Below are 23,970 nucleotides of genomic sequence, written 5' to 3'. Positions count from 1 at the left end.
AAGTATAAACCATAATTTTTCTCCGTGCTTTCTGTGTTTCCGTGGCAAAAAGCTTGTCCTAAACATTTAAAGTAACAAACTAAAATTCTTCTCCGTGCTTTCTGTGTTTCCCTAGCAAAAAGATTGTCCTAAACATTTAAAGTAACAAACTAAAATTCTTCTCCGTGCTTTCTGTGTTTCCGTGGCAAAAAGCTTGTCCTAAACATTTAAAGTAACAAACTAAAATTCTTCTCCGTGCTTTCTGTGTTTCCGTGGCAAAAAGCTTGTCCTAAACCTTTAAAGTCATAAACTACAATTCTTCTCCGTGCTTTCTGTGTTTCCCTAGCAAAAAGATTGTCCTAAACATTTAAAGTAACAAACTAAAATTCTTCTCCGTGCTTTCTGTGTTTCCGTGGCAAAAAGCTTGTCCTAAACGTTTAAAGTAACAAACTAAAATTCTTCTCCGTGCTTTCTGTGTTTCCCTAGCAAAAAGCTTGTCCTAAACATTTAAAGTAACAAACTAAAATTCTTCTCCGTGCTTTCTGTGTTTCCGTGGCAAAAAGCTTGTCCTAAACGTTTAAAGTAACAAACTAAAATTCTTCTCCGTGCTTTCTGTGTTTCCCTAGCAAAAAGCTTGTCCAAAACATTTAAAGTAACAAACTATAATTCTTCGCCGTGCTTTCTGTGTTTCCCTAGCAAAAAGCTTGTCCTAAACATTTAAAGTAACAAACTATAATTCTTCGCCGTGCTTTCTGTGTTTCCGTGGCAAAAAGCTTGTCCTAAACATTTAAAGTAACAAACTACAATTCTTCGCCGTGCTTTCTGTGTTTCCGTGGCAAAAAGCTTGTCCGTCAAAAACACAAAAGGCATAGTGCAGAAATTCTGCAAGCTATGCCTTTTTGTAAATTGTGATAAACGAAAATTACTTTCCTGAGTTTTGTCTGTTCATCTGCATGGCCATCATTTCTTTCATGGTTTTGTTCATACCTTCTGTACTTCCATCCAGAAAAATTACATTGCCCTCGCTATATTCTGCAAACTGTTTAATGGCTTCAGTCCACATGGTAAATAAAATAACAGAAGTATCCAGATTCGCTTGTTGCATTTCATGCGCTGCATTGGTCATACCTTTTGCCACTTCTTCTCTAAATAAGGCAATTCCCTGCCCACGCAATTGCGCCGCTTCGCGTTCTGCTGTAGCTGCAATTTTTATCGCATTACCATCTGCTTCTGCACCTTTTGTTTTGGTAATTAACAACGCCTGTCCTTCGTTTTCAGCGGCTGCTTTCAGGTTATTTGAAGCCACAACTCTGCTCATGGACCGCATAATTTCTTCATCAAAAGTGATATCATTTAATTGAAGATCCTGAAGGTGGTAACCCCATCCGTCTAATACCTGATCAATTTGTTCTTTTACGTGAAGTACGATTTCATTTCGCTGTGCCAATACGTTTGCTTGCTTTTGGGTCGCAACGTACGCACGGATAGAACCTTCAATGGTGCGGATTAATGCCTGCATTAAATTATTTGAGTCTACAAATTTAAAAGCAACATTTTTGATTGTCTCCTCTTCCTGGTTAATAACAGAATATAGAAGCATTGCCTTGAAATATACATTTGCCTGATCCTGCGTTACGGCTTGAAACGACAGTTCTACAGATCTGTTCTGAATAGAAATGCGCGAATATATTTGCTCAATTAAGGGAATTTTAAAATTTAATCCAGGTCTCAGTAAGCGCTGATATTTACCAAAAACAGTTACCACAGCAATTGTTCCTTGTTTAACGGTAACGAATGAGCTCAAAAGAATAATGACCCCAAGGAAAAGGAGAATGTAGATTGTATATTGCATAATTAGATTTTTTTATGAAGTTAGATAAAATTAATGCAACTCCATTAAGCTTTTCTTAGCTTTACCTACTAACTAATTTAACCGACATGAAAAGAAAACTCTTTTTGCCGGCAGCAGCGCTTTTATTACTTGCTGCATGCCAGAACAATACAAACCGCAAGGCTGGAGAAGGTGATCCCAGAACGGTATTTTTAGACACCGCCGGAATGGACTCTACAGTAAAACCTGGAGACAATTTCTTTCTATATGCCAATGGAAAATGGATTAAAAATACCGAAATCCCAAAAACAGAAACGGGTTGGGGTTCATTTTATACTTTATATAACGACAACCTTAAAAATTTAAAACAAATTTTGGAAGATGCTGCAAAAAGCAATGCATCAAAAGGAACAGCGGAGCAAAAAGTTGGCGATTTTTATGCCAGCGGAATGGACTCGCTGACTATAGAAAAGCTGGGAACAGAACCCATAAAACCACTACTATCTAAAATTGATCAGATTAAAACCGATCAGGATCTTTTGAAATTTATCGCTAACGGGTACAAAGATGCTGAAGGCGATTTACTAGGTTTCAGCGTAGAGCCAGACGATAAAAACAGCACGAAAAATGTACTGGTTTTTTCGCAATCGGGTTTAACACTTCCGGAAAGAAGTTATTACCTCGATCAGGACGAAAAAGCGAAGAAAATCAGAACAGAATATCTTAAATACATTACCAAAATATTTACGCTGGCTGGAGATTCTGTAAATGCCGCGAAATATGCCGATAACATTCTGAAACTTGAGACGGCTATTGCGCCGTCGCATTCTACACCAGTTGAATTGAGAGATCCACAAAAAAACTACAATAAATTTGCAGTAGCTGATTTCCAGAAACAAATACCTAATATTGATTTAAAATCTCTTCTGAATACATTGGGTGCCAGCACAGATACATTGTTGGTACGCCAACCCAAATATTATCAGGAATTGTCAAAACTGATCAAAAGCCAGACGATTGAGGCCTGGAAACAGAAACTTAAATTCGATGCATTAAGCAGTTCGGCAAATGCATTGACAAAAGCCTTCAGAAGTGCGCGTTTTAATTTTTTCAACAAAACCTTATATGGCCAACCTGCACAAACAGAACGTTGGAAATCTATGGTTAACAATGCAGACAATAACCTTGGAGATTTACTGGGCGAATTGTATGCGCAAAAATATTTCAAACCCGAGGCAAAACAACGTATGCTTAATCTGGTAAACAACCTGCAAAAAGTGTACGAAGAACGCATTAAAAAGCTCGATTGGATGAGTGCCGAAACCAAGAAAAAAGCACAGGAAAAATTAAATGCGTTCATCAAAAAAATCGGGTATACCGATAAATGGAAAAAATATGACGATGTCGAAATTAAAAAGAACACATATTTCGCCAATCTACAGTCGGCAGAGAAACATGCATATAAGGAAATGATGAGCAAACTTGGTAAAGATGTAGACAAAACCGAATGGTTTATGACACCGCCAACCGTAAATGCATACTACAACCCGGCTTTCAATGAAATTGTATTTCCTGCAGGTATCCTTCAGTTCCCGTTTTTTGATTTTAATGCCGATGATGCGATTAACTATGGCGCAATTGGTGCTGTAATTGGTCACGAAATGACACATGGTTTTGACGATCAAGGTCGTCAATACGATGCACAAGGAAACCTTAAAGAATGGTGGACAAAAGCCGATGGCGATAAGTTTAAAACCAAGGCAGACAAGGTAGCGAAATTCTATTCTGCATTCTCTTTATTTGATAACCAACACGTAAATGGAAATTTAACACTTGGTGAAAACTTAGCGGATATGGGTGGGTTAAATATCGCTTATGATGCATTTAAACTAACGAAACAAGGTAAAGGCGAAGAAAAAATTGATGGCTTTACGCCAGATCAGCGTTTTTTCCTAAGCTTTGCTCAGGTCTGGAGAATTAAAAACAGAGAAGAAGCCATGCGTGTACGCTTGAAAACAGATCCACACAGTCCGGAAATGTTCCGTGTAAATGGACCTGTTTATAATATGGAAGCTTTTTATAAAGCTTTTAACATCCCGGCTACAGCGAAAATGTATATTGCTCCTGCGGACAGACTTGGCGTCTGGTAACGCTAATCTTTCTCGAAAACGAATTGGAGGTTGTTCAGTCACATGAACAACCTCTTTTTTTATGGAGTAAAAACAAATAGTCGAAATCTATTGTATTAATCTTACAAATTTTTAAAATATGAACATCAAACGCACCTTCGGAACAATTCTCACAGTACTTGGAATTATTGGATTAATTTACGCAGGTTATGGATTTGTAAACCACAGCCAGAATACGCGTGGTTTACTGGTTTATGGAGTTATTGGCTTAATATTTTTTGTATCGGGTATTGGATTGGTAAAAAATACGAGAGACGAGAGCTGAAAATTTTCCTATCCGTTGGCTTATTGACCAATCGAAACCGAAAGAAACATATCAGAGTCGGTGAAGAATCTGTAGACCGATACACCGACCTATAAACGAGTTTTATCTATCGGCTGGTGTCTTCACCGACCGAAACATAAACATCAGAGTCGGTGAAGACACCGACCTGTAGACCGAATATGTTGTCTTATTAAAGATTATCTATCGGTTGGTGTCTTCGCTGACCGAAACATAAACATATCCAAGTTAGTGAAGAATCTGTAGACCGATACACCTACCTATAGACGAGTTTTATCTATAGGTTGGTGTCTTCGCCAACCGAAAACCACACATATCAGAGTCGGTGAAGACACCGACCTGTAGACCGAATATGTTGTTTATTAAAGATTTTATCTATCGTTTGGTATCTTCACCGACCGAAACCTAAAGATATCCGAGTTAGTAAAGAATCTGTAGACCGATACACCGACCTATAGACGAGTTTTATCTATCGGTTGGTGTCTTCGCCGACCGAAAACCAAACCTATCAGAGTCGTGAAGACACCGACCTGTAGACCGAATATGTTGCTTATTAAAGATTTTATCTATCGTTTAGTGTCTTCACCGACCGAAACCTAAAGATATCCGAGTTAGTAAAGAATCTGTAGACCGATACACCGACCTATAGACGAGTTTTATCTATCGGTTGGTGTCTTCACCGCCCGAAAACCAAACCTATCAGAGTCGGTGAAGACACCGACCTGTAGACCGAATATGTTGTCTTATTAAAGATTATCTATCGGTTGGTGTCTTCACTGACCGAAAACGACAGAAATATATCAGAGTTAGTGAAGAATCTGTATACCGATACACCGACCTGAAGACGAGTTTTATCTATCGGTTGGTGTCTTCACCAACTGAAAACCCAACCTATCAGAGTCGTGAAGACACCGACCTGTAGACCGAATATATTGTCTTAACCTAAGATTTTTACGATAAGTGTAAAATGAACATTTTCCTATCGGTTGGTGTCATCACCGACCGAAACCCAAACATATCAGAGTTAGTGAAGAATCTGTAGACCGAAACACCGATCTATAGACGAGTTTTATCTATCAGTTGGTGTCTTCACCAACTGAAAACCCAACCTATCAGAGTCGTGAAGACACCGACCTGTAGACCGAATATACTATCCTATCGGCTGGTGTCTTCACCGACCGAAACCCAAACATATCAGAGTTAGTGAAGAATCTGTAGACCGAAACACCGATCTATAGACGAGTTTTATCTATCAGTTGGTGTCTTCAACGACCGATATCCACAGAAATATATTAGAGTCGGTGAAGAATCTGTAGACCGAAACACCGACCTATAGACGAGTTTAATCTATCGGTTGGTGTCGTCACCGACCGATACCTACAAAGACATATCAGAGTCGGTGAAGACACCGACCTGTAGACCGAAAATACTATCCTATCGGTTGGTGTCATCACCGACCGAAACCCAAACATATCAGAGTTAGTGAAGAATCTGTAGACCGAAACACCGATCTATAGACGAGTTTTATCTATCAGTTGGTGTCTTCAACGACCGATACCCACAAAAACATATCAGAGTCGGTGAAGACACCGACCTGTAGACCGAATATACTATCCTATCGGTTGGTGTCATCACCGACCGAAACCCAAACATATCAGAGTTAGTGAAGAATCTGTAGACCGAAACACCGATCTATAGACGAGTTTTATCTATCGGTTGGTGTCTTCACCGACCGATACCTACAAAGACATATCAGAGTCGGTGAAGACACCGACCTGTAGACCGAATATATTGTCTTACCTTAAGATTTTTAAGATGAGTGTAAAACGCACCTTCGGATCAATTTTAACCATACTCGGTATAATCGGGTTAATTTACGCGGGTTATGGATTTATCCTATCAGTTGGTGTCCTCACCCACCGATACCTAAATCAGCGTATAAAATTCAGTATTCCTACGCCATAAATAAAAGTTTTGTATCTTGTTCACATCATCTCCGTTTAACAAAAAGTTTTTAATCATCCCATTTAGCATATATAAAATGGATGAACGTAAAAACAAACTGATTTGCAAAACATTACAATATAAAAGGTCAACGTTAGGCTACAGCCAACGAGATATGGCACTTAAGCTGAAAATTTCACAAAGTACCTACTCCAAAACCGAACGCAATATTAAAGCCGCGCCAGTAGAAAGGCTCATTCAAATCTCCATTGTATTGAATTTTTCTATTTCCGACTTATTAGAAAATCACCTTAAGGTATTACCTTCATCAGGGCACCGTCCTGCCTCGAAGTGCCTCCACTTCTGCATGTTTCCAGCGATAGACACACAATAAACAACTGCCTAAACGGCATCTCTTCACGCACCAATAGTGAACCTTTGTAAAACAATAAGTAACACTTTCTAAGGCATAACATAACGCAGGAGTTCCTAGCATAAAACAATAACATTTTAGCCGGAGCTTCATCGGAGTTTCACCGGACTTCAGTCGGAACTGCATCGGAACTGCATCGGAAAAATCAGAATAAACTCAGACCAATATCCGCTTTAACTTCAATATAAATCCGTTGAAATGTTCAGCCGAATAGATACACGTATAAAATACACTACCGCAAAAGCCGGATGCACATGATGCAAATAATCGTTAGAAAATTTTATACAGGAAGAAAATCTATTGACTGACTGGCCAACATTAAAGCAGAACGCTTGCCGACTACTTTTTACTTTTGCTTTTGATGATTAGAAACTGGCTATAGGCGACTACAGATCCGGCCAGGATAATGATACCCCCCGAAACCAGGTTGTCCGTATTCTGCTGAATGTAAAAAGCGGCAGCAAACACTAAAACCGCAGCAGCAATGCCAATAATATAATGAAGTATTAAGCTCGATTTCATATTAATCTTTTAAAGAAATTCTATTGTTTTCAAATTTAAGCTGATGCCCAGGAAAATCCTGATTGGTCAATTCTGCTATACGTTTAAATGCCCAATGTTGATTATCAATCTTCAACCGGTTTATTTTATCTTGCTTAACCGATACCACATCGGCATAAAGAAAATTGCCACTAGAATTTAATTTAACCTGCATTAGTGGTGCAAATCCATTCCATCCTTTTAAACTGAACATCCCGTATGTGCAGAAATTACCCAGACTGTAGGCAATAAATTTATTTTTATACACTTCTACTGCACGGCTTACATGTGGTCCGTGGCCAAGAACAATATCTGCGCCGGCATCAATTACGGCATGTGCAAATGCGTAAACATTGCCTCGGTTTTCTTTGTAAAAAATTTCATTTACACGCGGTACATGTTCAAATTTTGCGCCTTCGCCGCCGCCATGAAAAGAAACCATTACAATATCTACCTGTTTTTTCAATCTGGAAACCAAAGCTTTAGCACTATCAATTTTATTTATGGATACCGTATTTTCATTCGGTGCGAAAGCACAAAAGGCATAAGTGATGCTGTCTTTCTCGAAAATTTCGAAAGGTTTATTTAACTGTCCGGCGTAATGAATCTGTAACGAATCAAGTAATCTTGCTGTGTTTCTCCGCCCATTTGCATCAAAATCTCCAACATGGTTATTGGCAACGCTGAGCACATTAAAACCAGCTTTTTTATAGATAGCCGCATAACGATCGGGCATTCTAAACGCATAACAACTGTTTGGATTGATTCCATTACACTTGTTAGAATTGCCTGAATTGAGAAAACAACCTTCAAGATTTCCGAAAACAATGTCGCCTTTAAGCAAACTGTCAACAGCCTGAAAACTGTATATGGCATCGTCTGGTGGAAGATTTTGTTTAGATGGAAATGCAGAGCCAAGCATCATATCGCCAACAGCTACAATAGAAATTGTATCTTTTTTCTTCCTGGCTACCGTATCGCGCTGCGCAACAGAAACCGGTACCTGAGCTGTATTGTTGGTGCAGCTGAGAAAAATTGCAAATGCTATTGAAGAAAGGAGTACGATTTTTAAAAACTTCATGAATAAAATTATTGAGCGCCCGATTGCCTTGTATCTGGCATCTGAAACAGCTAAGCAAAGGAGGAGAAATTATTGGGAATAAAAAAATCCTCCAGAGTTTAATCGTGGAGGATCGTATAATTTGACGGGGAAGTTATGATCTACTCAATCGTAAATTCCTTTTTGAAAGATTCTAAAACTCGACCGCCTTTGTAGAAGTAACGGCTGTAATAGGGTTCGTTGAGGTTGCTGATCACGACACCGCGTGAGCTGGATGCATGCGCAAAACGATTGTCTCCTAGATAAATCCCAACGTGTGAAATACTTTTGCTTTTAATTTTGAAAAAAACCAAATCGCCTTCCTTTAAATCCTCTTTAGATAGCGGATCTACCATGCTGAAAATATCACGTGAATTCCTTCTGATGGTAGTGTTAAAAACTTTGTCGTAAATGGCTTTAGTGAATGCCGAACAATCGATCCCTTTTTTTGAACTTCCACCGTAGCTATACGGTGTTCCGATCCATTCATAAATGAATTTATACAACTTTAAGTTAGATGTTGCATCTACAGCAACACCCATAACTTGAGAAAAATACTGCGAAGCTAAGTTGTCAGGATCGTCTAATTCTTTACCAGATTCTTTTGTTTTTGTTTGCGCATATGTTGCAGAGACCGTGCAGATCGCGATTAGAGTAGAAAACAAAACTTTTTTAATCATGTTATACTGTTATGTTTGGGAATTCACTTACACATTAACGTAAACCACATGGGCTTATTGTTGGTTTCCAAAAGTATTAATTATGCAAATGTTATCCAAATGTAAACTGTTAAAAAGTTGAAGTTATTAACATTTTAACGGGTAAGGCTAAACTTGTTCACAAAATCAATTCAAAAATCTCATATAAAACATTACAAATTTCTGCTTTTTTGATCCAGTGCTTTATTGCTAACTTTGCGGCATGATTATCACAATTTTAAAATCGAAAATACATCGTGTACGCGTAACGCAGGCTGAGCTTAATTATGTGGGCAGTATTACGATTGATGAAGATTTAATGGATGCAGCCAATATTATTGCGAATGAAAAGGTTCAGATCGTCAATAATAATAATGGTGCACGCTTTGAAACCTACGTTATTAAAGGCGAACGCGGAACCGGGATGATATGCCTGAATGGTGCAACTGCCCGTTTGGCACAGTTGGGTGATGTATTAATTATTATGTCTTACGGCGCACTCCCAATTGCAGAAGCAAAACAATACAATCCGATCCTGGTATTCCCTGACGATAATAACCATTTGTTAAAATAAACCCTTGATATCAAGCTTTAAAAACGCGATAAAATACAGCTTACTCTTTTTATTGGGTATTGCCTTATTGTATTTCGCTTTTAAAGGTCAGAATTTACATCAGATTTGGCTGGAAATTAAAACAGCCAATATCTTTTGGGTTTGTTTATCTGCACTCGCCGTTTGGCTCGCTCATGTTATTCGTGCGCTGAGATGGCAAATGCTTTACCGACCTATACGTTATCGGGTAACTTTCTGGAATACGTATCACGCAGTAATGGTTGGTTATCTTGCCAATCTGGCGTTGCCTCGTTTTGGAGAAGTTGCGCGGTGCTCTATTATCCAAAAAACAGAAAAAGTACCCATCTTCGCCTCTATTGGTACCGTAATAACAGAAAGGTTATTTGACATTTTTGTATTGCTTATTACTGCCATTGGCCTGATCGTTTTTCAGCATTCTTTAGTTTCCGAATTTTTGCACGATGTTATTTTTATCCAGGTACGCAGCGAAATTTCTTCTGTAAGTTTTCTTTGGCTCATCATAACATTGGTATTAGTGGCCATTTTGGTACCTGCCTTGTTTTTATTGGTTCGAAAAAAATTTGGGAAGAAAGTACTAAGAATGCTGGTTGCACTGCGCCAGGGATTTAGCTCTTTCAAAAAACTAAACAACAAAAAAACATTCGTACTCTATACCCTACTTATCTGGGTGTTTTACTTCCTCTCTATGTATTTCGCATTTATGGCGATCCCCCCAACAGAACATCTTGGACTTTCTGCAGCCTTTACCTCAATTGTATTTTCGGGTTTTGCCATGGCCGCACCCGTTCAGGGCGGTATTGGCGTTTTTCACTGGATTGTTGCGCAAGGTTTAGTTCTTTTTGGCATTTCATTTAATGATGGCCTCGCATATGCAACCCTGATCCACTCTTCTCAGATTTTACTGATTTTGATTTTAGGAAGCCTGAGTTTATCGATTTCACTTAGCAAGCAAAACAATTCCTAAGCACAAAATATTGCTACACACCACCCTTTGTAAGTTTCGGTGGGTGATGACACCAACCGATAGGCACAATTCCTAAGCACAAAATATTGCTGCACACCACCCTTTGTAAGTTTCGGTGGGGGATGACAACAACCGATAAGGAACAACTCCTAAGCACACAATATTGCCGCACACCAACCTCTCTCCATGCACTTTTGTGATTAACCTCGTACTGTAGTGAAATAAAATTTACTTGTTATTCACAAAAAATACTATGGCTGCATAGTATTTTACATCAATAAATACTACATTTGATTAAAACCATTTATAATAATTGTTATGCATTTTGAATTAAGTGAAGAGCAACTCATGATCCAGCAAGCTGCGCGTGATTTTGCACAGCAGGAATTAAAACCCGGAGTAATTGAAAGAGATGAACACCAAAAGTTCCCTGCCGAGCAGGTTAAAAAATTAGGTGAACTTGGTTTTTTAGGAATGATGGTTGATCAGAAATATAATGGAAGCGGTTTAGATGCCATTTCTTATGTTCTGGTAATGGAAGAACTTTCTAAAATAGACGCATCTGCCTCGGTTGTCGTTTCCGTTAATAATTCTTTAGTTTGCTACGGATTGGAACATTTTGGTACAGAAGCCCAGAAAGAAAAGTATCTGAAACCACTTGCATCGGGTGAGGTTATTGGTGCTTTCTGTTTATCGGAACCAGAAGCTGGCTCAGACGCCACCTCTCAACATACAACTGCAGAAGACAAAGGAGATTATTATTTGTTAAACGGTACCAAAAACTGGATTACTAATGGCGGTACCGCGTCTACCTATCTGGTGATTGCACAAACTCATCCTGAATTAAAACACCGCGGCATTAATGCATTCATCGTAGAAAAAGGGACGCCTGGTTTCACCATCGGGCCAAAAGAAAATAAACTTGGTATACGCGGTTCTGACACGCACTCGCTTATGTTTAATGATGTTAAAGTACCAAAGGAAAATAGGATTGGTGAAGATGGATTCGGATTTAAATTCGCCATGAAGACGCTGGAAGGCGGCCGGATTGGTATTGCCGCGCAAGCTTTAGGAATTGCACAAGGCGCGTTTGAACTCGCTACGCAGTATGCAAAAGAAAGGAAATCTTTCGGAAAACCAATTTCGGATCACCAGGCTATCGCCTTTAAACTGGCCGATATGGCAACGCAAATTGAAGCTGCACGTTTACTCGTATACAAAGCTGCCTGGTTAAAAGACCAGGATTTACCATATACAGAGGCGGGTTCTATGGCAAAACTTTTCGCTTCAAAAGTTGCAATGGATGTAACTGTAGAAGCTGTTCAGGTACATGGCGGTTATGGCTTTGTTAAAGAATATCACGTAGAACGATTAATGCGCGATGCAAAAATCACCCAGATTTACGAAGGCACTTCTGAAATACAGAAAGTGGTGATTTCAAGAGAGATTTTACGCTAAAAATACCATTGTGCCCGCAGAAAGCGAGAAGCAATCTTTTTATAGTTGTTAAGATTGCTTCTCGTATAAGTTCACCGGATTTAAAATCCCGATCAGCACGAGTAATATCCTGGTTCTAATTATTTTTTTTCTCCGGCAAGAGAATTAAAAATTGCATTGATCAGCGCTACAATGATGGCCAGAAATGCTGCAGCCAAAAAGCCGGATGTATTAAAGGTCGTCATCATGCTATCTACAAGTAAAATCATCAATACCGTGATGATAAATGATACCAGACCTAAGGTTAAAAAATTGATTGGAAAGGTAAGCAGTCTCAAGATGAAACCAATTGTAGCATTTGCCAACGCAATTAAAATCGCGGCAATAATGGCATTACCGTAACCATCTATAGAAACGCCTGGCACCAGTTTAGCACCGATAAAAAAGGCCAGCCCCATAAGCAGGACTTCAATAATTAATCTCATAATGTGTAATTTAGTGGAATGAATAAAATTGTTTTGCTTCTATTTGCATGCATCTTGTTAATTTCTTGTTCACATACAAACAACGAACCGATTATTAAGTTTTCCGGAGATCAGCGTTCTGTAGTGATCAATAATATTGATGAAACCAGTTTGTACCAGGCAAAGAAAGCATTTGTGGAAAATCCGGACTCAAACGGTTTGATTGCTGTTTTTGAACAACCCGCCGAAATGGACAGTATACAAACAGAGCGAAAGGTTAATGGAAAAATAAAGTGGATTGATGATGCTTTGATTTTTACTCCTGATACCACATTTGTTACAGGAAAATCATATCTGATCGAAAACTATATCGGCGTAATGTTTGGCACAACAAAAAAATTACTCCAAAACGCAGTTAAACCGCAGTTAAACCCACAACGACAAATACTTACGCGATAAATATATGCGCAATAATTGACCAAAGGGCTTGATTTTGTCTAAAAAATTCTTACCTTTGTATCGTAATCGAAGAAAAGAGAAGGGGACATTGTCCCCTTTTTCTATGAAATCAGGTTAAATATGCAGGTAGAAAAGAGAGTAAAAGAACTCGTTCAGGAGAAAATAGCCGACAGACCAGAATTGTTTCTGGTTGATGTTAAAATGTTGCCAAACAACAAATTAATTATCCATGTAGATGGAGATGAAGGGATAAGTATTCAGGATTGTGTGGCCATTAGCAGACATGTGGGTTTCCATTTAGAAGAAGAAAATACCATTGAGCAGGCTTATAATTTAGAAGTAAGTTCGCCAGGAGTTGGAGAACCTTTAAAAATGGATCGCCAATATCAAAAAAACATTGGTAGAACCGTAGGTTTGAAAATGAAAGATGGAAGTAAGAAAGAAGGCAAACTTTTAGCTACCGCTGCAGACCAGATTACCATAGAAGAATCCGTTAAAGAAAAAGGTAAAAAAGCAACAACTGTAGAGAATGTAGTTTTGCTCAATGATATATTAGAAACAAGTGTGTTAATTTCATTTAAATAAAATGAGTACTACAACAATTAATTTGATCGACTCTTTTCAGGAGTTCAAAGATTTTAAAAATATCGATCGCCCTACGGTGATTAGCGTGTTGGAAGAAGTTTTCCGTAGCATGTTGCGTAAAAAATACGGAACAGATGAAAACTGTGACGTAATCGTGAACCCGGACAACGGGGATTTGGAAATCTGGAGAACGAGAAAAGTAATGGAGGATGGTTTTTCTGAAGATGATGATTTAGAGATCGAACTTGCTGAAGTACATCGATTTGATCCAAGCCTTGAAGTTGGCGACGATTACATTGAGCAAATTACCTTAGAAAGCTTTGGCCGCAGAGCGATTTTAGCTGCACGCCAAACATTGGTATCTAAAGTTTTGGAACTGGAGAAAGACGAAATTTTCAAAAAATACAAAGACCGTGTTGGTGAGTTGGTAACCGGAGAAGTGTACCAGGTTTGGAAAAAAGAAACTTTGGTTCTGGATGATGAAGGAAATGAACTTCTGATGCCTAAAACAGAGCAAATTCCTGCAGATTATTTCAAAAAAGGCGATTCTGTAAAAGCAGTAATCTCTAAAGTAGAAATGATTAATGCCAACCCTAAAATTATCATTTCCAGAACAGCACCAGAATTTTTGCAACGTTTGTTCGAACTTGAAGTTCCTGAAATTTTCGACGGTTTAATTACCATCAAGAAAATTGTACGCGAACCAGGAGAACGTGCCAAAGTTGCAGTAGAATCTTATGATGACCGGATTGATCCGGTAGGTGCATGTGTGGGTATGAAAGGATCACGTATTCATGGTATTGTACGCGAGCTGAAAAATGAAAATATCGATGTAATTAACTTTACAAACAATATTTCACTTTACATTACGCGTGCTTTAAGCCCTGCAAAAATTACCTCTATAAAATTGAATGACGATACCAAACATGCATCTGTTTACCTTAAACCAGATCAGGTATCATTAGCAATTGGCCGTGGCGGACACAACATTAAACTTGCCGGTAAATTAACCGGTTATGAAATTGATGTATACCGCGAAGCCGGAGAAGAAGATGAGGATGTAGATTTGGAAGAATTCTCAGATGAAATCGATAGCTGGATTATCGATGAATTTAAAGCAATCGGATGCGATACTGCTAAAAGTGTTTTAGCTTTAACCGTTGAAGATTTAGTAAAACGTACTGACTTAGAAGAAGAAACCATTAAAGAAGTGGTTCAAATTTTGCAGTCGGAATTTGAATAAGTGGTGTAATTTCCAAATAAACACTACTTTTGTATAACAATTAGAAAAAATAAAAGGAGCTAGATGTCAGACGACAAACCAATCATTTTAATTAAAGCTATTAAAGAACTTAATATAGGCATGGGTACGGCCGTTGAGTTTTTAAACAAAAAGGGCTTCACTGCGGAGAAAAGCCCGATGTTTAAACTTACGGGTGAGATGTATAATGCCTTGTTGAAAGAATATCAGGGAGATAAGATCGTAAGAGAAGAAGCCAAACAAATAGTGATTGGTAAGATACGTCGTGATGAACCTGAGACTGAAAAGCCAGTAGAAGCACCTAAAAAGAATACAGACTTTGAGAAAAATGAGGAAATTTTAATTAAAAATACCCAATCATTTGCTCCGCCGGTAGAAAAACCGAAAGTTGTAGAAACACCAAAGGTAGAAGCCCCAGCGCCAGAAGCGAAGGCTGAACCTGCAAAAACAAGTCCATCAGAGGAGAAGACCGAAGAAGCCGCATTGCCTGGCGTTAAGATTGTTGGAAAGATTGACTTAAACGATCTGAATTCCAAAAATCGACCAGTGAAAAAAGAAGAAACTCCAGCCGTTGTAGAAACAAAGGCACCTGAGGCACCAAAACCTGTTGAACCACCGAAAGTTGTAGAAACTCCGGTAGAGGTAAAAAAAGAAGAAGCACCTGTAGCAAAAGCTCCGGAAGTGCCAAAACCTGTTGAACAGCCTAAAGTAGTAACCCCAACGCCAAAAGTGGAAACACCTCCTACTCCGCCAAGCGAACCTGAAGTTATAAAAGCGCGTACCGTTAAATTATCGGGACCAAACATTGTAGGTAAAATTACTTTACCAACTACTCCAGACCGCAGAAATAATCCAGTTGCCTCTTCCAGTGATAGCGAAGCAGCAAAACGCAAACGCAAACGCAAGAAAACACCAGGAGGTGCACCAGGGCAACCTGGCCAGCATGGCAATCAAGGTGGACAAGGTGCTACCGGACAAAATCAGGGCGGACAAGGCGGAAACCCACAAGGCAACCGTCAACCTTATCAAGGTAACAGACCTGGCGGACAGCCTTATCAAGGCAATCGCCCGGCCGGACAAGGTGGTCAGCCTTATCAAGGCAACAGGAATAACAACAGACCTGGTTTCCAAAATAGAAATGCAAACCCTGGAGCACCTAAAGAGGAGCCTACAGAGAAAGAGATCCAAGATCAAATTAAGGCAACACTTGCACGTTTAAGCGGCGCAGGTAAGTCTGGGAAATTTGCTCAACGTGCTAAACTTCGTCGTCAGAAACGTGATGATGTTGCCTTATCTGCAGAAGAAGCAGCAAATGAGTTGGAATCTCAATCTAAAATATTAAAGGTAACAGAGTTTGTTACTGCAAATGAACTTGCCAATATGATGGACGTTCAGGTAACCAAAATTATTGGTACTTGTATGAGCTTAGGTATGTTCGTATCCATTAACCAACGTTTGGATGCAGAAACCTTAACTATTGTTGCTGATGAATTTGGTTATGAAATTCAGTTCGTAAAACCAGATGAAGACGAAGAAAATGTAATTGAGGAAGAAGATAACGAGGCCGATTTAATTGAAAGAGCCCCGGTTGTTACCATTATGGGTCACGTAGATCATGGTAAGACTTCCCTACTGGATTATATCCGTAAAGCAAATGTGGTTGCCGGAGAAGCCGGAGGTATTACGCAGCACATTGGTGCATATATGGTAACGACTTCATCAGGTAAAAAAGTAACCTTCCTGGATACTCCAGGTCACGAAGCCTTTACAGCGATGCGTGCACGTGGTGCCAAAGTTGCCGATATTGCAATTATTGTTATTGCTGCAGATGATGCGGTAATGCCACAAACCAAAGAGGCCATTAACCACGCACAAGCTGCTGGTGTACCATTGGTATTTGCTTTCACTAAGGTGGATAAGCCAGGCGCTAATGCAGATAAAGTTCGTGAACAATTGTCTACCATGAATATCCTGGTTGAAGATTGGGGTGGTAAATATCAATCGCAAGAAATCTCGAGCAAAAGCGGCTTAAATGTTGATTTGCTTTTAGATAAAGTATTATTGGAAGCGGAGTTACTAGAACTAAAAGCTAATCCAAATAAGAGAGCAACAGGCTCTGTAATTGAGTCTGCATTGGATAAAGGCCGTGGTATTGTTACTACAGTATTGGTTCAGGCAGGTACATTGAGAGTTGGTGATCCAATCTTAGCAGGTAGTTACAGCGGACGTGTTAAAGCGTTAACCAATGAGCGTGGTGCAAAGGTAGATTCTGCTGGTCCGTCACAACCTGTACAGGTTTTGGGTATGCAGGGTGCACCTACAGCCGGCGATCGTTTCAATGCACTTGAAAGTGAAAGTGAAGCACGTGATATTGCAAACAAACGTATGCAATTGCAACGTGAGCAAGGATTACGTACGCAAAAACACATTACGCTGGATGAAATTGGACGTCGTTTAGCAATTGGTAACTTTAAAGAGCTAAACATTATTGTTAAAGGTGATGTGGATGGTTCAATTGAGGCATTAGCCGATTCATTACTGAAACTTTCTACTGAGCAGATTCAAATCAACATCATCAGTAAAGGTGTAGGTCAGATTTCAGAGTCTGATGTATTGCTTGCTTCGGCATCTGATGCGATTATTATTGGTTTCCAGGTACGTCCGTCAACAGGCGCTCGTAAACTGGCAGAACAGGAACAAATTGACATCCGTTTATATTCTATTATCTACGATGCAATCAACGAGATTAAATCTGCGATGGAAGGTATGTTGGATCCTGAGTTTGAAGAAAAAATTGTTGCGAATGTTGAGATTCGTGAGACATTCAAAATCACCAAAGTGGGTACCATTGCAGGTTGTATGGTATTGGATGGTAAAATTACCAGAAACAGCAAAATCCGTATCGTTAGAGATGGTGTAGTGATTTATACAGGTGAACTTGCTTCATTAAAACGTTATAAAGATGATGTTAAAGAAGTATCTAAAGGTTACGAATGTGGTCTGAATATCCAGAATTTCAACAACATTGAAGTTGGTGATATTGTAGAAGCCTACGAACAAGTAGAAAAAGTACGCAAACTGTAAGTAAAACAGTTTAGAAATAATGTAAAGTCCCGGTGAAAGCCGGGACTTTTTTTTGTGCGGTTTTACACGTTTACCTAAGTCCCTTTTTATCGTATTTTTTAGGGTTATTTCTGAAAATTGACAACTATAGCTTATCATTTAAAGACTTTTCTGAGCTTTTCTTTGCAAAAAAAATAATCATGAAAATTAACACTAAAGTTAAAATATTAGGTTATTCGTTTCTAATCGGTACTGCACTAAGTGCTTGCAAGAAAAACGAAACCTTAGAAAGCTCGTTATTAAAAAATAATGGCAAAAATCTTGCATCCGCATCCGACGGAAAATGGGACTTACTCGGATACGGTTACGATGCTACCGGTGAATATGCCAATTCCAGTGCCGGCAAATTTAAGGTCATCAATATAGAATTGTTAAAGAGTACTTTCCCATCCCGTGTTGAGGAAGACAAATCAAGTACAAAAACTCAAGAAATTATCTCTGGAGAAAATGCAGTTACTTATCTGGATTCTCTAACCAACAAATTTGATAACACCCTTACTGTTCCAGATAAGAATAACGAAAAAACTCCGATGTTTACCCTGACAGTATCAAACAATTATGGAGGTGCAGATGCCTTTTCCTCAAAGTATGTATACAGCAGTTATTTCCTAAAGCTTCAACAAAAAAGAGTTAAGCTTAATGCAGACATTCAACTTTTAAGAAGTTATTTGGATGCTGACTTCGCCTACGACTTACAAACCAAAACAGCACAATATATCGTTCAACAATATGGAACACACGTTTTAACCGATATCGTTTTAGGTGCAAAGTTAAGTGCCTTATACCGTGGTGAAACATCGAAAACAGATCGTCGTTCAGCCGCTACAACCGGAGTTAAGTTCAACATTCTTGGTATATTTGGCATTGATACAAGGACGAGCTCAGGTTCTCAAGAAATTAATGAGAATACCAATCAATGGCTATCATTTAAAGCTATTGGCGGTGAGCCCTCTGCTAGCCTGTTTGGTACACTCCAAACTAATGTTATTTCTAGTCCTCCAATATCTACCACAGCATGGGAAAACAGTTCAACAATTGAAAATGCTGAGTTAATAGATATTTCTACGAACGGGATGATCCCAATTTATGATTTAATTGCAGATCAATCTAAAAGTACTGAGGTAAAAGCGTATGTTGCAACTTACATAACGAGCAAGCGACCAGTTCTACAAGTTTCTGCCCCTGCCAATGGTACTTTCATGAGAAATGAGAGCACAGGGCAAGTGTATATCGTTATGGACGGTAAATTAAGATATATCCAAAACCAAAGTATTCTTTATGGTTTATTTGAATTCAAAGAATCTATGCTAAGCCACTATAGTGCTGCGCAAATGGCAACGTATCCAATGGGTACACCCATTAGTCCAAGTAATGGATTGATCAACAATTCGCCCAGCGGAATCGTATATTTTAGAGAGCTTAATGTATTAAGACGAATACCGAATATGACTATAAAAGAAAGATATCACTTCAACTGGAACATCATACAAAATGTAAATAGCATTGCCGGTTATACCATTGGTGGAGATATGACAATGTAACCTAATTTTTTAAGATATTTTACTAAATTTTAAGTCCCGCAACGAAATGTTCGGGACTTTTTTAAGTTATTATCGTGCTTTATGCGCATCGCTGATGATATCCTGAAGAGATAGTTCATATAATTCCGAAACTTTTCTCAACTGAGAAAGTGCAAAATCAACTTGATTATCTTCCCATTTCCGATAGGCAACTCTACTAATTCCGATAACATTTGCTACATATTGTTGTGAGTAGCCGCACTTATTCCTATACTTTCTGAGTGTTAATCCTATATCTAACATTTTGAGGGCGCAATTTTATCATACACTTTATACATAAAAAGCATACAACTATAAGGTATTGAATTGATAATAAGGATGACCAAAAATATTAAATCATTTGTAATGCGAAATAGAATACTTATCAACATAATATTAGCAATATAACATCCACAAATATGACAATCTGTAGTTATCAGAGTTGATATTTTTAGTGGCTTTCTTTACAAAAAAAACTAATCATGAAAAAAAATCTACAAAAGAACATTTTGTACCTGATGTTAATATTAACTGCACTTGGAAGTGCGTGTAAGAAGATCGATGAGATTGGAGATGGAAAACTATCGTCTAACAAAAACAACTTAGCTATTCACGGAGACGGAAAATGGGATGTATTAGGATATGGATACGATATTACCGGCGACTATTTAGCCCTTGAAAGTATTTCCAAATCTACTATAATAGACATGACCCGGTTTGGACAAGACTATTTCAACAGAATCAATACGCCTACTTCCACTGCAGGTACACAGCATTATTATTATGGAGCAACGGCATATGATTACCTTCGTGACATAAATATAAAAAGATCGTTTACAGCTTCAGTAACCGGCGGTACAAAAGAACCTAAGGCAGATGGAGACTCTTACTTCACTGGATCTTTAACTTCGAAATCAGAAAATCAAAGTATTTATGACTTCAAAAGCAAATTCTCGTACGCCCATTTCGAAGAAGTATATCGAATTAAAAAAATTCAACTAACAGAAGATGTAAGCCTTGAGTTACTGAAAAACTATTTAACTCCAGAGTTTATTGCTAATATAAGCACCAAAACTCCTCAAGAATTAATCGCAATGTATGGAACGCACGTTTTATTAGATATTAGTCTGGGAGGCAGGTTAGCATTTGATTTTAACGGATCAATTGTAAGTGAAACTACCACGGAAAAAAAAGTAAGTACATCAGAGGGCGCACTTGGATTTTTTGTTAAAAAATTTGGAATAAATATATCTTCTAGCAAAACCACTGATGAAATGACAAAAGCTTTTAACGAAAGTAGAGAAAGAAGCTTTGGATTAAAATTTTTCGGAGGTACAAATTCAGGCAGAAGCGTTTCTTTTGATTCAAATGGATATACGTCTGAAAATGTAAATATCTCTGGATGGGAACAAAGCGTAAATGTCAACAATAGCGCGCTGGTAGATATAGAAAGAATGGCTCCTATTTACGATTTCATCTCAGATCCGGTAAAGAAAGAGCAAGTGAGAGTCGCTGTAGAACAATATATCAAGGATAGACAAATTAAAATGCTAGGAGAAATACCTGTATATTGTTTCTATAGCTCAAGAGACAATAATCACGTGTACACCGCAAACAAAAATGATTATCCTTATGAACAAAATGGCTTTCAAAACTTTGGAATCAGCTTTTACGCGTTTAGCACTCAAAAACCAGGTACACAGCCCGTACACGTATTTTACAACGAAAGAGGCAGAAATCACACTTATACCATAAATAGATATGACTATGCTTACGAGCAGAACGGATATAAATATCTGGGAGTAAATTTTTATGCCTATCCTTCTCAACTCAATGGGTCTCTTCCTGTTCACGTTTTTTATACAGGAGCCGGAGGCGGCGATCATGTATATACGATTAATAGATATGATTATGCTTACGAACAAAATGGTTTCAATTACCTTGGTGTAAACTTCTATGCGATACAGTAAGAAAAGTGTTTTTTTAATCCAAATTTGCAAAAAAGAATCACTTTTTGATGTATCGATCTAAATACCTAAATGCTCCAGTTTATGGAGCATTTTCAATTTAACACCACAATACCTACTTGCCGATTTACTTACTCAAAGATTGATGAACATTGTTGAAATAGTTCATGTTGCTATGAAACTGCAAGCATTATAAAAAGACATTATGATTTCATTTGAGAAAAAGAAATCATCAAGAAAATTTTAATGATCAGACTTTTTTCCTTATTACTGGTCTCTGCTATAACTTTCAGTGCCTACAAGAAGAATGAAATAACAGATGACGACAAAATGTTTGCGAACAGTAGCAGCTTAACTCTCCATGGAGATGGAATATGGGATGCGTTGGGTTACGGATATGACATTATGGGAGAACTGTATTCCACAGTTAACACTTTTGATGCACCTATTATCGATGTAAGTAGATTTAATACAGATTATCCGAATAGAATTACTACTCCTACATATACTTATGGACACACCGTAAAATAATGTAACCGCCGTGACTGAATAAATTATTTAAAGAAAAAAATCTACGTTCTAATTGCGGATGTAAGTGTTTTTCCTTTGCTATTCGTAAATTGTTGAAGATAATCAACCACAGTATAAGATTCTTTAATTAATTGGTCAATAGAAACCTCATACATCTCTGAAATTTTCTGTAACTGAGTTATCGAGAACTCAACACCATTATTTTCCCACTTACGGTAGGTAACACGACTAATATCCAAACAATTGGCAACATATTGTTGGGTATAACCAAACCTATCTCTATATTTTCTGAGGGTAATTCCAATATCTATCATTATTGAGGCGTTAATGGGTATCGAAAATAGTATTCCACACGCTTGACGTATACTAAAATAGTTTTTTCAGACAATGTGGATATACCAAATCTAATAAATAATCGACCATATTATTGTAACATTTTCAAGCATCATAATAACAGATAATAATACAATCATTTAAAAGATAATGATAATTCCTGCTTATCATTATTCACTTCATTATTCCGAAGATTTACAAAAAACTAATCATGAAAAAAAATCTAAAAAAGAACATTTTGTACCTGATGTTAATATTAACTGCACTTGGAAGTGCGTGTAAGAAGATCGATGAGATTGGAGATGGAAAACTATCGTCTAACAAAAACAACTTAGCTATTCACGGAGACGGAAAATGGGATGTATTAGGATATGGATACGATGTTACCGGCGACTATTTAGCCCTTGAAAGTATTTCCAAATCTACTATAATAGACATGACCCGGTTTGGACAAGACTATTTCAACAGAATCAATACGCCTACTTCCACTGCAGGTACACAGCATTATTATTATGGAGCAACGGCATATGATTACCTTCGTGACATAAATATAAAAAGATCGTTTACAGCTTCAGTAACCGGCGGTACAAAAGAACCTAAGGCAGATGGAGACTCTTACTTCACTGGATCTTTAACTTCGAAATCAGAAAATCAAAGTATTTATGACTTCAAAAGCAAATTCTCGTACGCCCATTTCGAAGAAGTATATCGAATTAAAAAAATTCAACTAACAGAAGATGTAAGCCTTGAGTTACTGAAAAACTATTTAACTCCAGAGTTTATTGCTAATATAAGCACCAAAACTCCTCAAGAATTAATCGCAATGTATGGAACGCACGTTTTATTAGATATTAGTCTGGGAGGCAGGTTAGCATTTGATTTTAACGGATCAATTGTAAGTGAAACTACCACGGAAAAAAAAGTAAGTACATCAGAGGGCGCACTTGGATTTTTTGTTAAGAAATTTGGAATAAATATATCTTCTAGCAAAACCACTGATGAAATGACAAAAGCTTTTAACGAAAGTAGAGAAAGAAGCTTTGGATTAAAATTTTTCGGAGGTACAAATTCAGGCAGAAGCGTTTCTTTTGATTCAAATGGATATACGTCTGAAAATGTAAATATCTCTGGATGGGAACAAAGCGTAAATGTCAACAATAGCGCGCTGGTAGATATAGAAAGAATGGCTCCTATTTACGATTTCATCTCAGATCCGGTAAAGAAAGAGCAAGTGAGAGTCGCTGTAGAACAATATATCAAGGATAGACAAATTAAAATGCTAGGAGAAGTTCCAGTTTTCGCCTATCGCAATGCTGTAAACGGGGATCGTTATTTCACACCAGAAGACAAACCTTATATAGGCAATGATCCCAATTTTAAAAAAGAAGGAATAGCTTTTTATGCATTCTCTAACCCTACAGAAGGCGCAGTACCTGTATTTGCCTATAGAAATCCAATAAACAGGGATAGATATTTTACGCCAGAAGACAAACCTTATATTGGCAACGATCCCAATTTCAGAAGAGAAGGAATAGCATTTTATGCCTTTCCATCCCCTAACGCTAAAGCAATTCCGGTTTATGCTTATAGAAACGCGATTAACGGAGATCGTTATTTTACCCCAGAAGATAAGCCATTCATTGGTAATGACCCTAGCTTTAGGAAGGAAGGAATTGCTTTTTATGCAGTTAAATAG

At 38.0% G+C, this 23,970-nt stretch carries 21 protein-coding genes; 14 read left to right on the top strand and 7 right to left on the bottom strand.

Annotated features, from left to right (window positions below):
* Positions 1–901: 901 nt before the first annotated feature.
* The gene (locus ACJVDH_RS00840) at positions 902–1,831 is read right to left on the bottom strand and encodes an SPFH domain-containing protein (RefSeq protein ID WP_443945691.1); all 930 of its coding nucleotides are present in this window, start codon (positions 1,829–1,831) and stop codon (positions 902–904) included.
* Between the two features lie 86 nt (positions 1,832–1,917).
* Here ACJVDH_RS00840 and ACJVDH_RS00835 point away from each other — a divergent pair, with 86 nt between their 5' ends.
* The 3 genes from ACJVDH_RS00835 (at position 1,918) to ACJVDH_RS00825 (ending at position 6,620) form a co-directional block, all read left to right on the top strand.
* A complete protein-coding gene (locus ACJVDH_RS00835; RefSeq protein ID WP_443945690.1) occupies positions 1,918–3,960 on the top strand; it encodes a M13 family metallopeptidase in 2,043 nt (680 codons plus the stop codon).
* A 118-nt stretch (positions 3,961–4,078) separates the two neighbouring features.
* The gene (locus ACJVDH_RS00830; protein WP_443945689.1) at positions 4,079–4,264 is read left to right on the top strand and encodes a hypothetical protein; all 186 of its coding nucleotides are present in this window, start codon (positions 4,079–4,081) and stop codon (positions 4,262–4,264) included.
* A gap of 2,059 nt (positions 4,265–6,323) precedes the next feature.
* Positions 6,324–6,620, top strand: a complete 297-nt coding sequence (locus ACJVDH_RS00825) for a helix-turn-helix domain-containing protein (protein WP_443945688.1) — start codon at positions 6,324–6,326, stop codon at positions 6,618–6,620.
* Between the two features lie 378 nt (positions 6,621–6,998).
* Here ACJVDH_RS00825 and ACJVDH_RS00820 read toward each other — a convergent pair whose 3' ends face one another.
* The 3 genes from ACJVDH_RS00820 to ACJVDH_RS00810 form a co-directional block, all read right to left on the bottom strand.
* Positions 6,999–7,181 (bottom strand): hypothetical protein, encoded by a 183-nt coding sequence (locus ACJVDH_RS00820; RefSeq protein ID WP_443945687.1) that lies wholly within the window; start codon positions 7,179–7,181, stop codon positions 6,999–7,001.
* 1 nt (position 7,182) lies between these two features.
* The gene (locus tag ACJVDH_RS00815; protein WP_443945686.1) at positions 7,183–8,280 is read right to left on the bottom strand and encodes a CapA family protein; all 1,098 of its coding nucleotides are present in this window, start codon (positions 8,278–8,280) and stop codon (positions 7,183–7,185) included.
* A 140-nt stretch (positions 8,281–8,420) separates the two neighbouring features.
* Positions 8,421–8,978, bottom strand: a complete 558-nt coding sequence (locus ACJVDH_RS00810; RefSeq protein ID WP_443945685.1) for a C40 family peptidase — start codon at positions 8,976–8,978, stop codon at positions 8,421–8,423.
* A 241-nt stretch (positions 8,979–9,219) separates the two neighbouring features.
* On the opposite strand from ACJVDH_RS00810, the gene panD reads away from it, so the two are divergent.
* From panD to ACJVDH_RS00795, 3 genes are all read left to right on the top strand, one after another.
* Positions 9,220–9,570, top strand: coding sequence for an aspartate 1-decarboxylase (gene panD, locus ACJVDH_RS00805; RefSeq protein WP_443945684.1), 351 nt, complete (start codon positions 9,220–9,222; stop codon positions 9,568–9,570).
* A 4-nt stretch (positions 9,571–9,574) separates the two neighbouring features.
* Entirely contained in the window at positions 9,575–10,555 is a 981-nt protein-coding gene (locus ACJVDH_RS00800; RefSeq protein ID WP_443945683.1) for a lysylphosphatidylglycerol synthase transmembrane domain-containing protein, read from the top strand.
* Positions 10,556–10,873: 318 nt separating this feature from the next.
* The gene (locus ACJVDH_RS00795; RefSeq protein ID WP_443945682.1) at positions 10,874–12,013 is read left to right on the top strand and encodes an acyl-CoA dehydrogenase; all 1,140 of its coding nucleotides are present in this window, start codon (positions 10,874–10,876) and stop codon (positions 12,011–12,013) included.
* Positions 12,014–12,132: 119 nt separating this feature from the next.
* On the opposite strand, the gene ACJVDH_RS00790 is transcribed toward ACJVDH_RS00795, so the two are convergent.
* A complete protein-coding gene (locus ACJVDH_RS00790; RefSeq protein ID WP_443945681.1) occupies positions 12,133–12,477 on the bottom strand; it encodes a phage holin family protein in 345 nt (114 codons plus the stop codon).
* 18 nt (positions 12,478–12,495) lie between these two features.
* Between ACJVDH_RS00790 and ACJVDH_RS00785 the strand changes: the two genes are divergently transcribed.
* The 5 genes from ACJVDH_RS00785 (at position 12,496) to ACJVDH_RS00765 (ending at position 19,425) form a co-directional block, all read left to right on the top strand.
* On the top strand, positions 12,496–12,915 hold the full coding sequence (locus tag ACJVDH_RS00785) for a hypothetical protein (RefSeq protein WP_443945680.1): 420 nt from the start codon (positions 12,496–12,498) through the stop codon (positions 12,913–12,915).
* A gap of 120 nt (positions 12,916–13,035) precedes the next feature.
* A complete protein-coding gene (gene rimP, locus ACJVDH_RS00780) occupies positions 13,036–13,500 on the top strand; it encodes a ribosome assembly cofactor RimP (protein ID WP_443945679.1) in 465 nt (154 codons plus the stop codon).
* Position 13,501: 1 nt separating this feature from the next.
* Entirely contained in the window at positions 13,502–14,743 is a 1,242-nt protein-coding gene (gene nusA / locus ACJVDH_RS00775; RefSeq protein WP_443945678.1) for a transcription termination factor NusA, read from the top strand.
* 63 nt (positions 14,744–14,806) lie between these two features.
* Positions 14,807–17,845, top strand: a complete 3,039-nt coding sequence (infB, locus tag ACJVDH_RS00770) for a translation initiation factor IF-2 (RefSeq protein ID WP_443945677.1) — start codon at positions 14,807–14,809, stop codon at positions 17,843–17,845.
* 179 nt (positions 17,846–18,024) lie between these two features.
* Entirely contained in the window at positions 18,025–19,425 is a 1,401-nt protein-coding gene (locus ACJVDH_RS00765) for an MAC/perforin domain-containing protein (RefSeq protein WP_443945676.1), read from the top strand.
* Between the two features lie 69 nt (positions 19,426–19,494).
* On the opposite strand, the gene ACJVDH_RS00760 is transcribed toward ACJVDH_RS00765, so the two are convergent.
* Positions 19,495–19,707, bottom strand: coding sequence for a helix-turn-helix transcriptional regulator (locus tag ACJVDH_RS00760; protein WP_443945675.1), 213 nt, complete (start codon positions 19,705–19,707; stop codon positions 19,495–19,497).
* Between the two features lie 218 nt (positions 19,708–19,925).
* Between ACJVDH_RS00760 and ACJVDH_RS00755 the strand changes: the two genes are divergently transcribed.
* On the top strand, positions 19,926–21,413 hold the full coding sequence (locus tag ACJVDH_RS00755) for an MAC/perforin domain-containing protein (RefSeq protein WP_443945674.1): 1,488 nt from the start codon (positions 19,926–19,928) through the stop codon (positions 21,411–21,413).
* A gap of 327 nt (positions 21,414–21,740) precedes the next feature.
* Positions 21,741–21,941, top strand: coding sequence for a hypothetical protein (locus ACJVDH_RS00750; RefSeq protein ID WP_443945673.1), 201 nt, complete (start codon positions 21,741–21,743; stop codon positions 21,939–21,941).
* Between the two features lie 41 nt (positions 21,942–21,982).
* Here ACJVDH_RS00750 and ACJVDH_RS00745 read toward each other — a convergent pair whose 3' ends face one another.
* A complete protein-coding gene (locus tag ACJVDH_RS00745; RefSeq protein WP_443945672.1) occupies positions 21,983–22,255 on the bottom strand; it encodes a helix-turn-helix transcriptional regulator in 273 nt (90 codons plus the stop codon).
* A 230-nt stretch (positions 22,256–22,485) separates the two neighbouring features.
* Here ACJVDH_RS00745 and ACJVDH_RS00740 point away from each other — a divergent pair, with 230 nt between their 5' ends.
* Positions 22,486–23,970: an MAC/perforin domain-containing protein gene (locus tag ACJVDH_RS00740; protein ID WP_443945671.1), complete on the top strand. Its 1,485-nt coding sequence runs from the start codon at positions 22,486–22,488 to the stop codon at positions 23,968–23,970.

Source organism: Pedobacter terrestris (assembly GCF_052343045.1).
GTDB lineage: Bacteria > Bacteroidota > Bacteroidia > Sphingobacteriales > Sphingobacteriaceae > Pedobacter.
This window is presented reverse-complemented; position numbering and strand designations above follow the sequence as displayed.